General features: G+C 65.4%; 12 protein-coding genes and 1 pseudogene. 7 read left to right on the top strand and 6 right to left on the bottom strand.

Annotated features, from left to right (window positions below; translation table 11 throughout):
* Positions 1-347: 347 nt before the first annotated feature.
* The 4 genes from BGO46_RS04850 to BGO46_RS04835 all read left to right on the top strand — a co-directional run bounded on the left by BGO46_RS04850 (position 348) and on the right by BGO46_RS04835 (position 5,145).
* A complete protein-coding gene (locus BGO46_RS04850; protein ID WP_366246797.1) occupies positions 348-1,832 on the top strand; it encodes a sugar transferase in 1,485 nt (494 codons plus the stop codon).
* Entirely contained in the window at positions 1,832-3,301 is a 1,470-nt protein-coding gene (locus BGO46_RS04845; RefSeq protein WP_292678808.1) for a glycosyltransferase family 4 protein, read from the top strand. Before BGO46_RS04850 ends, BGO46_RS04845 begins: the two co-directional genes overlap by 1 nt.
* Before the next feature lie 327 nt (positions 3,302-3,628).
* Positions 3,629-4,495 (top strand): glycosyltransferase, encoded by an 867-nt coding sequence (locus BGO46_RS04840; RefSeq protein WP_292678811.1) that lies wholly within the window; start codon positions 3,629-3,631, stop codon positions 4,493-4,495.
* Positions 4,492-5,145, top strand: coding sequence for a polysaccharide deacetylase family protein (locus BGO46_RS04835; RefSeq protein WP_292678813.1), 654 nt, complete (start codon positions 4,492-4,494; stop codon positions 5,143-5,145). Before BGO46_RS04840 ends, BGO46_RS04835 begins: the two co-directional genes overlap by 4 nt.
* Before the next feature lie 35 nt (positions 5,146-5,180).
* On the opposite strand, the gene BGO46_RS04830 is transcribed toward BGO46_RS04835, so the two are convergent.
* Positions 5,181-5,555 (bottom strand): VanZ family protein, encoded by a 375-nt coding sequence (locus BGO46_RS04830; RefSeq protein ID WP_292678817.1) that lies wholly within the window; start codon positions 5,553-5,555, stop codon positions 5,181-5,183.
* Positions 5,556-5,665: 110 nt separating this feature from the next.
* Here BGO46_RS04830 and BGO46_RS04825 point away from each other — a divergent pair, with 110 nt between their 5' ends.
* On the top strand, positions 5,666-6,586 hold the full coding sequence (locus tag BGO46_RS04825; protein WP_292678820.1) for a glycosyltransferase family 2 protein: 921 nt from the start codon (positions 5,666-5,668) through the stop codon (positions 6,584-6,586).
* Here the strand turns inward: BGO46_RS04825 and BGO46_RS04820 are convergent.
* The 3 genes from BGO46_RS04820 to BGO46_RS04810 all read right to left on the bottom strand — a co-directional run bounded on the left by BGO46_RS04820 (position 6,583) and on the right by BGO46_RS04810 (position 9,390).
* On the bottom strand, positions 6,583-7,872 hold the full coding sequence (locus BGO46_RS04820) for an O-antigen ligase family protein (RefSeq protein ID WP_292678823.1): 1,290 nt from the start codon (positions 7,870-7,872) through the stop codon (positions 6,583-6,585). The two genes, BGO46_RS04825 and BGO46_RS04820, sit on opposite strands and share 4 nt — an antisense overlap.
* A 112-nt stretch (positions 7,873-7,984) precedes the next feature.
* Complete coding sequence (locus BGO46_RS04815) at positions 7,985-8,713, bottom strand: hypothetical protein (protein WP_292678825.1); 729 nt, start codon at positions 8,711-8,713, stop codon at positions 7,985-7,987.
* The gene (locus BGO46_RS04810; RefSeq protein ID WP_292678828.1) at positions 8,713-9,390 is read right to left on the bottom strand and encodes a hypothetical protein; all 678 of its coding nucleotides are present in this window, start codon (positions 9,388-9,390) and stop codon (positions 8,713-8,715) included. The genes BGO46_RS04815 and BGO46_RS04810 overlap by 1 nt, the downstream gene beginning before the upstream one ends.
* 110 nt (positions 9,391-9,500) lie before the next feature.
* On the opposite strand from BGO46_RS04810, the gene BGO46_RS04805 reads away from it, so the two are divergent.
* Positions 9,501-10,361, top strand: coding sequence for a hypothetical protein (locus BGO46_RS04805; RefSeq protein WP_292678831.1), 861 nt, complete (start codon positions 9,501-9,503; stop codon positions 10,359-10,361).
* A 53-nt stretch (positions 10,362-10,414) separates the two neighbouring features.
* On the opposite strand, the gene BGO46_RS04800 is transcribed toward BGO46_RS04805, so the two are convergent.
* Positions 10,415-10,969, bottom strand: a complete 555-nt coding sequence (locus BGO46_RS04800; protein WP_292678834.1) for a hypothetical protein — start codon at positions 10,967-10,969, stop codon at positions 10,415-10,417.
* Positions 10,970-11,024: 55 nt separating this feature from the next.
* Between BGO46_RS04800 and BGO46_RS04795 the strand changes: the two genes are divergently transcribed.
* The gene (locus tag BGO46_RS04795; RefSeq protein ID WP_292678836.1) at positions 11,025-11,486 is read left to right on the top strand and encodes a hypothetical protein; all 462 of its coding nucleotides are present in this window, start codon (positions 11,025-11,027) and stop codon (positions 11,484-11,486) included.
* Between the two features lie 20 nt (positions 11,487-11,506).
* On the opposite strand, the pseudogene BGO46_RS14615 reads toward BGO46_RS04795, so the two are convergent.
* Positions 11,507-12,019, bottom strand: a pseudogene (locus BGO46_RS14615) (DUF4082 domain-containing protein); the annotation flags it as partial.
* Between the last annotated feature and the right edge of the window lie 96 nt (positions 12,020-12,115).

Raw genomic sequence — 12,115 nt, 5'->3', positions numbered from 1 at the left:
ACTGACCATCGCACGATGGCTCACCACGTCCTCGACGTGACACTCAGCACCGAGATCTACACCACCCCAGGGGACGTCACCCAGCCGTCGTGAGACGGGGCGGATGCCGAGGGGTCGGCGTCTGTACAGCATGATCCGGATCGACGTGGGAATCGATCCGGTGGGCTCTGGCACTAGGGGAAATCGCGGATCTTGATCCGCAACTTGGGGAATCGCAGGCATTGCCTGCTACTTGGGGATATTGGGGACACGTTCATGGGGAAACGTACTCTGGCGCGCTCGCGCGCCGCCGCGCGGCGGGAACGTCGTGTGCTGCGCTGCCACCGGTACCACGGCGGGGCTGAGCGATGAGCTCGGCGGCGCTCCCTCTCACTGAGGGAATCAGCGCCGTCGGAGCCCCTCGCGTCATGCCGTTGCTGGAGCAGCGGTTGACGCTGGTGCGACGACACCGCGTGGCGGGCACCGCGATCGACACACTGTTGATCAGCGTTGCTGCGGCCGTTACTGCGACGACTCAGTTGGCGACGCTACCGACGCCTCCGGGAGATCCTGCTGCGCTCCCGGCTGCCGTCGTGCTGGTCGCCTGCTGGTCTGTCGCCCTCATGGCGTTCAGTGAACGCGCCCGCCGGCGGGGGGCCGGCGGGCGCATGGACTTGATGCCGATCCTGCACTCCGCCGTCATCGGAGTCGCCGCGCTCGCGGTGGCGGCGGGCCTGTTCGCATGGACGTCGCTGCGCCCGCACATCGCGATCACGGTTCCGCTCGGGATCGCCACCCTCGTCGCGGCGCGGCTGATCCATCGCGGCTGGGCGCTCCGGCACCCCGCTCGCCAGACGCTTGCTCCACGCACGCTGGTCGTGGGCTCACGCTCGGGCGTTGAGCACACCATCAGGTCGCTGGTCGCCGACCCGCGCTTCGCTCATCACATCGTCGGCGCGGCGTTTCCCGGCGCGGCGGATGCCTCGCTGAGTGTCGATGATCGTGCGTTCCGCGCTCTGGGTAGTCCGGCGCAGGTCGCCGCGCTCGCACGATCAGAGTGCATCGAGACCGTGATCATCGCCGACGGGATCGACGACCCGGATTACCTGCGCCGACTCAGTTGGAGCCTGGAGGGCGCCGCGACCGACCTCATCCTGGCAACGCGCCTGGCTGACGTCGACCGTTCGCGCATCGCCTTCGAGGCCACTCACGGTCTCGCGCTCACCCACGTGAGCCTGCCGAAGTTCGACCGTTCGACGCTGCGCACCAAGCGCGCGCTCGACGTCGTCGTCGCGGCGCTCGCCCTCGTTCCGATCGCTGTGATCACGCCGCTGATCGCGCTGGCGATCAAGCTCGACAGTCCTGGCTCGGTGCTGTTCCGCCAGCGCCGCATCGGCCGCGACGGGCGCGAGTTCGACATCCTCAAGTTCCGCACGATGGGCATGGATGCCGAGGCCAAGCGCGCCGAGCTCGAGGCTGCCAACGAGGGTTCCGGCCCGCTGTTCAAGCTCAAGGCCGACCCTCGCATCACGCGGGTCGGCGGGTTCTTGCGGCGGTTCTCGCTCGACGAGCTGCCGCAGTTCTGGAACGTCCTCGCCGGCGAGATGAGTGTCGTCGGGCCGCGCCCGCCGCTGCCCAGCGAAGTCGCGGACTACGAGCACGACGCCCTGCGTCGACTGTACGTGCAGCCCGGAATCACGGGGCTGTGGCAGATCAGCGGACGTAGCGACCTGACCTGGGAGCAGAGCATCCGGCTCGACCTGCACTACGTGGAGAACTGGTCGCTCGCGACCGATCTGAAGATCATCGGCCGCACCGCAGCGGCGATGGTGCGGCCGAGGGGGGCCTACTGATGTTTCAGAAGACGAAATCGATCGAACAGCCGGCTGCGACGCAGCAGACCGGGCCACACATCCTCATCATCGTCCAGAACCTGCCGGTTCCGTTGGACCGTCGTGTCTGGCTCGAGTGCCAGGCGCTCGTGACGCGCGGCTATCGCGTGAGCGTCATCTGCCCGAAGGGTCCGGGTGACCCGGCGTTCGAGCGTTTGGACGGCGTGGACATCTACAAGTACGCACCCGCACCCGAGGCCGAAGGACTGCTCGGGTTCGCGTGGGAGTTCGCGTACAGCTGGGTGCGCACCGCGCTGCTGTCGCTCAAGGTCCGCGCGCGCGGCCGCTTCGACGTCATTCAGGCCTGCAACCCGCCGGACACGTACTGGCTGCTGGCTCTGCTGTGGCGCATCGCCGGTGTGAAGTTCGTCTACGACCACCACGACCTGAACCCCGAGCTGTTCCGTTCGCGCTTCGGTGAGCCGGAAGGAGCGCTCAAGAAGCTCGAATACCACGTGCTGCTCTGGCTCGAGCGACGCTCGTTCCGCACGGCCGATCACGTGATCTCCACGAACGAGTCGTACAAGAAGAAGGCCATCGAACGCGGCGGTCGGACGCCCGAGGAGGTGACGGTCGTGCGCAGCGGGCCTGACACCGAGCAGATGCGCCCCATCTACCCGGACAATCCCCGTCGCATCGACACGGTCAATCTGGTCTACGTCGGCATCATGGGGCCGCAAGATGGTGTCGACCAGGTGCTGCACGTCATGGACGAACTGGTGCACCGACGCGGTCGCCGAGGCGTCACTGCGACCCTGCTCGGCTTCGGCGATTGCCTGGCGGCGCTGAAAGCCGAGACCCTCGAGCTCCGACTGCACGACCACGTCACCTTCACCGGACGCGTCGACCGCGTGCAGATGGCCGAGTACCTCAGCCGCGGCGATATCGGCGTGTGCCCCGATCTGAAGACGCCGCTCAACGACGTGTCGACGATGAACAAGACGATGGAGTACATGGCGTACGCGCTGCCCGCCGTCGCGTTCGATCTCGAAGAGACCGTGGTCTCGGGGGCCGACACCGTCCTGTACGCGCCTTCGGGCGACATCGCGGCCTTCGCTGACCAGATCGAGCGGCTCATCGACGATCGCGACCTGCGCACTCGCATGGCGCGCGCGGCCCGCGAAAGGGTTGCGGCCGTGCTCGACTGGCGCCCGCAGGCGGAGGCGTACGTGACCGTCTACGACGTACTCACGGGGCATCATCGGGAGTGCTCCGCCGTCCCTCGTGTTGATCGCCGGCCCGAGCATGATGTGCAGGGTCGACGCTACGTCGACTTCGAGGACGTCGACGCGCTGAACAGCTACCTGATCGAGCGGGGAGCCACTCCCATCACCGTCACGACGGATGCCATCCGTCAACTCACCGAGCGCACCGGCGCGCCGCGCCGCTCTGCCACAGAACCACTGCCGTCCCGCGCGGGATCGCAGTAGAAGATGTGGCGGTTCACATCCGAACTCGACGTGTGCACGTGGAGTGCGTCGCCCGGCGACGCACTCCACCGCCTCTTGGCGGCGTGGCAACCGGCGGGGCTGCCCCTAGCGATGTGAACCGTCACTCTGCGGCGTGCCCGCCCCCTCTCCCACACCAGGGCGGGCACGTCGTCAACCGGACACGGGTGTGGGGATTGGTCACGACTTCGGTTACGACCCTTGTGCTGGGGGGCACAGGCAATGGGGACACAAGCACACTTTGAGCACACGCCGGCCAAGCAGCCGCCGGCTCGCGCGGGAGAGATCAGGGAACTGCCAGGGGTGAGCGTGATCATCGCGGCGCACAACGAAGAGGGCGTCATCGCCGACTGCCTTGACGCTCTGCGCACGGGAGCCAGCAGCGCAATTCAGGTGATTGTCAGTGCGAACGGGTGCACCGATCGAACCGTCGACGTCGCCGCAGCGTGCGGGGCGACTGTCATCGATCGTGCGGAGCCGGGAAAGGCGGCGGCGATCAACGCCGCGGAACCGCTCGTCACGTCATCGACGCGCATCTATCTGGACGCCGACATCCTCGTTCCGACTGGGGGACTCGACGCCCTCGTGCAAGCACTCGATTCCACTCCTGGTGCGCAAGCCGCTGTCCCACGGCGACGAATCAGCACGGACGGGCGGCCCTGGCCGGTGCGCGCGTACTTCGCGATCAACGAGCGCCTGCCGGTGTTCCGCTCGGGCCTGTTCGGGCGCGGCATGATCGCAGTGTCAGCCGAAGGACGTGCCAGGTTTGAGCAGTTTCCTACCGTGATCGCCGACGATCTGTTCCTCGATTCGATGTTCGCTGACGCCGAGAAGACCGAGGCCGCGAGCGTGGAAGTCGTGGTACAGGCCCCCCGACGGACGAAGGATCTCGTCGCTCGGCTGGTGAGGGTCCGCCGCGGCAACGCCCAGATGCGCGAGGCAGCCGCGGCGGGGGTGCTCACCGCACAGGTGCGTCCGAGTGACCGATGGGCATGGTTGCGCGACGTCGTGGCCCGGCGCCCTCAGCTGGCGGCGGCGGCCATCGCGTATGTCGTGATCACCCTCGTCGCCGCGCGCCGTGCGGCCCGTGCCGACGAAGTCGACTGGGGACACGATGCAAGCACGCGCACAACGCTGCCCGGCGCCGTGCACGAGGTGCGGGGCGCAACAACATGACGGTCAATCTCTGCTTCCATGGCGTTGGGTCGTGCACCGCCGAGCGGGAAGCCGGCGAGTCGCGATATTGGATGGCCGAGGATGAGTTCCTCCGTGTCATCGACATTGTCGCCGAGTCGACGGACGTCGCGATCAGTTTCGATGACGGCAATCGTTCGGATGTCGATATCGCCCTGCCCGCGCTCCGCGAGCGCGGGCTTCGAGCGACGTTCTTCCCTGTTGCGGGGCGGCTGTCAGATCCGGCGAGCCTGTCACCCGCCGATCTCATCGGCCTGCGGGAGGCGGGCATGCAGATCGGGTCGCACGGCTGGACGCACATACCGTGGCGCGGTCTCAGCGCTGAGGCAGCACAACGTGAGCTTATCGCTGCGCGCGACGCACTCACGGAGGCGTCGGGAGGCGACATTACCGAAGCTGCACTTCCGCTCGGCGAATACGATCGCATGGCGTTGCACCGGTTGCGCGCCGCCGGATACCACGCTGTCTACACCAGCGACCGATTTCCATTCCGGCAGCGTGCGTGGATGCGCGCCCGCTACAGCGTCACAGCGCATGACACGGCGCAGACTGTGCAGCGCATCGTGCATGGGCGACCGGGATTAGCGGAGGCCCGCAACGTCGCCGCGAGCCTCGTCAAGCGTTATCGGTGACCCTTGACTGCTGCAGCGTGCCGATGCGCGGACGATCACGGAGCCTCGGGATCGGTCGGTCCAGAACGGCTTCTCTCTCGAGCGCCGATTATCATCCAGGCCACGAACGCGCCAAGTGCCGCGCCCAGCGTATTAGCGACGATGTCACGGACGCTTGCTTCTCGCGACGGGATGAGGCCCTGGATGCCCTCCGCTGCTGCGGACATGGTCAATGCGATCACGACGCCCAGCCAGTGCCGACGAAAAAGCGCGGTAAGCAGAAATCCCAACGGCACGAAAATCGCAATGTTCGCAGAAAACTCGATCCAACCTGCGCCAAAAGGGGCGCCGCCGATCAGCGCGTGCACCCGCTCTGTGATCCAACCCACGATCTGCGCGTATGACACCGGCGCCAACAGAACGACCACCACGGCCGTGAGGTACAGCCCCAAGCCGATAGCTGCCCATCGACGGAGAGAAGGCCCACGCATGGTTCTTACCCTGGCACGAACGGGGCCCAAGCGATGAAGGAATCACTTTCGTGACTCCCCGCATTGCGATCTGCGTCGTCACGTACAACAGCGCGGAACTGATTGAGGAGCTCGTGGCTTCGCTTGCTGATGGCGCTGCCGGAACCGACTGGACCTTGGTCGTCGCGGACAACGCATCGAACGATGCGACCCTCGCCGAGGTCCGGCGCCACGCGCCGCGCGCCACCATCGTTGAGACCGGAGGCAACATGGGGTATGCCGCCGGCGTGAACGCCGCCATCCGCGCCGCTGGCGCGCAGGATGGCTACCTCATCTTGAACGCCGACGTCCGCCTCACTCGCGGCTGCGCCGCTGCGTTGTTCGCCGCGCTCGGTCCGCAGGTCGGGATCGCGGTGCCACGCCTGCATGACGCGCGCGGGGAGCTCATCCTCTCGATGCGCCGAGAGCCGACGATCGTGCGTGCGTGGGCCGACACCGTGGTAGGCGCAGAGCGCGCGGGCCGCTGGAGGGCGCTGGGGGAAGTCGTCTCCGATCCCGACAACTACATGAAGGGACGCACCACGGACTGGGCCGAGGGGTCCACGCAACTGATTTCCGCGGCGTGCTGGCAGCGCGTCGGACCCTGGGATGAGGCGTTCTTCCTGTACTCCGAGGAGACGGACTTCAACCTCCGAGCCGGCGACGCAGGGCTGCGGACCTGGTACGAACCGAGCGCCCGCGCCCAGCACTTGGAGGGGGGTTCAGCTGGCTCGCCACGCCAGTGGGCCCTCCTCGTCGCCAATCGTGTGCGGTTGTACCGCAAGCGGCACGGCCCCGCGAAAGCGGTCTTTTTCTGGGCCGCAACCGTCGCGCGTGAAGCGAGCCGAGCGATATTGGGCCGGCAAACGAGCCGCGTGGCGCTTCGCAACCTCGTGAGTCGACACCGCATGCATGCCCCCCGAAGCGAACGCTGGCTCGTCACGGCAGACTAGTGATTTCGCCATTCACCATGTTCACCGCGAAGCTGCGCATCGGCGGCACCCACGTTCCGCAGAGCCCCGCACAATCCTGCGTAGAAGAAGAACAGCCCCGCAGTCATCGAAAAGGCCAGGGCATCGAAGAACGCGAACATGAGGCTGATCACGAGCATCGAGACGATCAGTGAATAGCCCAACAGGCGAACATCCGGTTGGCCCGACTGATAACGCGCCCTCGCGGCGCTCCAGACCGCGGCGGCGATGATGGCGACGAATGCAACAGCGCCGAAGAGTCCCAGTTCCACTGCGATCATCGCCCATTCGTTGTCGAAAATGTAGTACCTGGGCAAGAAGGTCCCGAAGCCAGACCCGATCAACGGCGACTCCCTGATGAACTCAGGGGCCCGATCTAGAGCACCCACTCGGGATTGCGTGCTCGAATCCGTTGCGGCCCCCGTGAAGAGCGCGAGAGTGACGCCGATGAGCCCCGGAACGAGCACTGCCACCGCTGCGCCAAGCCCCGCACCGGCCACCACCACGATGGCTCTCGTATGTCGCGGAAACACGGGAATCATAGCGACTGCGACGAACAGGAAGCCGATAATCGCCGAGCGAGAGACGCCGATCAGCGCGAGCGCCGCGATGAGCGCCACCGCCCCCCACCACATCCAACTCCATCGAGAGGGCCGTGCGCGGAACCCTGCGCTGAGCGCCGCCGCTATGACCAGGGGAAGCGCGGACATCAGGGTCGTCGCATACTCCAGTGGGTGGTAGGCGGTTGCGGTCGCCCTGACGAGCCCCGCGCGCGCGCCGAGTTCGCCGTCTTCTGCCAGGACCATACCCGGGATACTTCCGAAGAACTCGATGAGGCTCTGCCGAGTTAGCACTTGCAACAGTCCCAGCACGGCAAGCAGGCTCACGCCGACCGCGAGACGTCGCGCCAGCCTGGTGAGGTCGTTCATGGTGCGGATCCCGTCCAGTGCGACGAACAGGACACCTGCCCATGACCCCAGCCGTACGATACCGGTAATCGCGGGGCTTACTTGATCATCTGGCTGTCCGCGCAAGAGCGCGGAAGCGAAGCTGACGAGGGCGATGATCAGGAACGCCAGAAAGGCAAATCGGATAGGTTGACGCATCGGGCGCACATCGTGCGCCCGAACCTGCAACCGCGAGATGATCCAGAACGCAATAAGCACAAGGCCCCACAGCACCGAAGGCCGACCGATCGACCCGAGCGCGGCGACCCGCAGGTTCGAAGGGACACCGAGCAGTAGAACAAGGTAGACAGTCAGAAGCACTGCAGCGTCGAGCCGGGGGCGGGCATGCGCGCTCAGGTGCTCGTGCGCCGCAACCGGCGATACTGCCTCAGTTCCGCGCCTTGTTCCCATGGCTCCGTTTTTGCCTCGTGCCTCACCGACGCGAGGCTCGGGCGCTCACTCTCTTAGCCAGCTTCGCGGCTTCGATCGCCTCCGCGAAGTCGTCATCGATGACGGGCGGGGTCGACGTCGCTTTACGCTCACCGACAGGAGCATTCCGCCTGCGTCGACGTTGACGCGAGATACCGTCGATCAGGCTCGCGAGCAGCAGCGTAACCGCAAGGATGGCCACGCCTGCAACTGCCGTGACGATCAGCCGTGTCCGCGACTGCGGCTCACCCTCCGAGTCGATCGTGAGCGTCGTGACCGTGATCTGATTCGATGCGGGGATCGACTCGGCGTCTTGGAGGTCCGCGAGCATGGTCTGCGTGCGCTGTACCATGTAGTCGAGCACTCGACCGGTTGCAGCATCGTCGGCTGACGTCGCAGTGACCAGGACTACCGGGCTGGAGCTCGAAGTGTCTCTGAGAACCTCGATCTTAACTCCCGGGAACTCATCCGTTACTTCATTAGCGACGTTCTCCGACCCCAGCGCGCGCACGAGGATGTCAGTGGGATATGCCAGGCCGCCCAGATAGAGGAACGGGTTGGACTCCTCCGGCATCGACTGCGCACCGGGCAACAGTAGCTGCGTCGCCGTCCGCTCATACTCGACCGGCACGATCGCCCAGGCGATCGTGCCGGTCAAGACCGCAAGGGCCAACCCGGTGAAGGTGATGTACCAGCGCCGCAAGAGCCCGCGCAGTGCCTCGAGAACATTCATCAGTCTGCATCTCTCCGGTGTCGGATGCTCATCCTCGCACCACGCCGGACGCGTTTCGTCTCGTGTTGGCGATCGACTGCGACTGCTGCCGACGCACTAACGATAAGGGCAGCGAAGAGCATCGCGGCGCATGCCGCGATCTGACTCATGCGCCCCGGCAGCACATGGTCAATGTCCTGAGTTAGTGGCACGATGGAGGCCGTTATCCGCTCGGAGAGCGGAACCATCGCCCGATCCTGTTGCGCATCAGCGACTGCGACGACCGCCTCCACCAGCCGCCTCTGCGTGATCTCGACCCACTCGTGGGTGCGCCCCACGATCTGGATCTCGATTTGAGCACGCGAGAAGTCGCGATGCCACTGGTTCCCGAGGTCTTGCAGGGCGACAACGTAGCCTTCGCGGATCCCTGCGCCGTAGTACGGGGCATCCGACTCGCTGTAGGTCTGTGGTGCGCGACCGTTATTGATCTCGGTAGCGACCGCGCCGGCAAAGGCGATGACGTCGTCATCCGTGTTGCCGTTCTGCGCCTGCAGCAGGGTCGCGTCGGGCCAGGTGAAGCTGACTATCGTCCGCGTGGCGTAAGAGCCTCCATCATCGGCGAAGTAGGCGAGCCCTGCGCCAGCGAGCGTGAAGACAGCCAACACCACGTACCAGCGACGCCCCATCGCCGAGAGCACACCCCGGATAGTCACTGCCTCTCCCCACTGCTGCGCGACCGTACACCAGTCTACCTGCCGGGCGCTCTTCGACCATGGAGGAACAATTGCGATCCCGTATGATGCGGCGCATGACCCATGTCGTAGCGCGCCCGATCGGGACCGCAGACGTTGCGGCGGTGTGCAAGTTTCTGCACGACGAGCTCAACCCCGCTGTGCCGGTCAGTGCCTGGCGAGCGCTGTTCTCCCCGCCGTGGCCCGGCGTGGGCCCCAACCACGGGTTCCAGCTACTTGCGGATGACCGGATTGTTGGCGCATACGTAGCCGTGTACTCACACCGGATCCTGGGCTCGTCGTCCGAGCCCTTCTGCAACCTCGCCGCGTTCTGCGTTCGCGAGGAGTACCGCTCGCACAGTTTCCGGCTGGTTCGGGCGATCCTGGGTCAGGGGGGCTACACTTTCACCGACCTATCGCCCAGCGGGAACGTAATCGCCCTCAATCAGCGCCTCGGATTCACCTCACTCGACACGTCCACAGCGTTCGTGCTCAACGTACCGGCTCCTGCGCAGCGGCACACGCAGATCATCGCGGATCCGGCTCGCATCGAGAGCTTGTTGCGGGGAGACGATCTTCGGATCTACCACGACCACCGCACTGCCGCTGCTGCCCGGCATATTGTCGCGGTTCACGGCGAACGCATCGGGTACCTGGTCGTGCGCCGCGATCGGCGCAGAAATCTACCGTTGTTCGCATCGGTGCTGCACGCGGGAGGCGACCGAGCATTACTCCGAACCGCATGGCCTCAGCTGCGCACTCAGCTGCTGCGCACACTGCACACACCTGTAACGCTCGCCGAACTCCGCGTCCTCGGATTCGAGCCCCCGCTGAGCATCCCTCTCCGCAAGTCGCGGCCGAAGATGTTCCGTTCCTCCACCGTGACGGCGTCTGATATCGACTTGCTTTACAGCGAGCTCACGTTGTTGACATGGTGACAGGTGGGCCTCCACTCGTTTCGAGTAGAGGCCCACCTGTCACCGGATCCCGTTCAATCCGCTGCGACGGCGCGTCCGTCATCCCACGTGTTGTTGCTCCAGATGTTCCCCGGAGCGCTGGAGTCGAACGAGGTGATGGGGCCGTAGTAGCCGCAGCGCCGGTCGCCCTTCTCGAAAACGTTATTTGTGAACGTGATGTTGTTCGCGCCAGATGAGTAGGGCTTGCCTGCGGACGATCCACCGTACGCGCAGTATCCGCCCGAACCGGCCACGAAGTAGTTGCCGTCGATCGTATTGTTCTGAACCACCGCGAAGTCACCATAGCCGGTCAGCGCCGCCGAGCAACCAGCGTCCGGCGGAACGTCCGGGGCATCACAAGCGATGGTGTTACCTCGAATTACAGCACCCGAACCCATCCGGATGCCGGACTCGTGTGCCGCACCGGTGCTATCAGTGAACTGACCATGCACGTATGAGTTCTCCACCGTGCAGTCGACGAAGCAGTTGATCGAGCGGTTCCCGCCTGTGACCTCGACTCGCGTTGCCGTGAAGTAGCCGTCACCGATGCCCGTGCCCGCGCGAGCTCCGATATTGACGTTGCTGTCCACGATGGTGAACGAGGCAGAGCCGTTACTGTCACCATCTGCGTATACCGTGCCGTTGATGACCGAGTTCGTGATCTTGACGCCGGTCGCCCTGATGATCAGGCCGCAGTCGACAGTCTTGGCGTCGATGACGGTGTTCGCGACCGTGATCGTACATGGTCCGGTGTACGTAGACAGCGGAGTACCCGCCGGAACGCCCGTATTGCTCTCATCAGGGAACCCGGCAGCCGCGGTCGGCGTGCCAGGCGCAGCGGTCGCCACGACCGTCGGTTTGGTCGTGACTGTCGGCGCGGGCGTGGACGTACGCGCTGGTGTTGGTGTCGCGGTCGGCGTCCGTGACGCGGTCGGCGTCGGTGACGCGGTCGGCGTCCGTGACGCGGTCGGCGTCGGTGACGCGGTCGGCGTCGGTGACACGGTCGGCGTCGACTCAGGCGTCTGTGACGATCCCACGGGCCTGGAGTTCGGCGTGAACAACACGTCGACCCAGTACTGGCTTCCTCTGTGTGACCGCGAGGGATAGGTCGGCACCGCGCCGTAGGCACGAACCCCGGAGTTGTGCGTGATGACCAGCGATGAACTCTTGGACCTACCGCGGAAATGTGCGGTTGCCGCATAGACACCCGTGGTCGTGTAGGCGGACACGGTGTAGGTGTTTCCCGCTTTCAAGGCGACAGGTCGTTCGAATGTCGCCGTCTGCCACCCCGCTGCACTCTCGTTGGAAAATGTCACCGTCGCCAGCGCGACACCTGAGCTAGACCACAGCGTGCCGACATGAGCGTCGGAGCTGCCCAGCTGCTTCCAAAAGCTCACACCTGTGGCGTGGCCGTCTGCTTTCACAGCGAACCTCGTGCCGACGGTGACGGCGCTGTCGTCGGAGCGATCCACAAGACGCACGGGTGTGGACCGGCCAAAAAGCGACTCGGTGTTCGCCGACGCCTGGTATCCGGGGGCGACGAGACATGCGATCAGAAGGAGCAGGGCTCCCGCAATCGTCGTACCGTAGCGGAGCGGTCTAGACGCAAGCCACGTGAGAGTAAAAGTTGTTGGGTGCATCGGGAGATCTTCCTTAGAGAGGTCAGGCATCCCCAGGCCTGTGTTCGGACGTCGTCCTACGCGCCACGTTCATCGGGAACATGCGCCGGCCCGACC

The organism is Microbacterium sp. 70-16 (assembly GCF_001898315.1).
Classification (GTDB): Bacteria; Actinomycetota; Actinomycetes; order Actinomycetales; family Microbacteriaceae; genus Microbacterium.
This window is presented reverse-complemented; position numbering and strand designations above follow the sequence as displayed.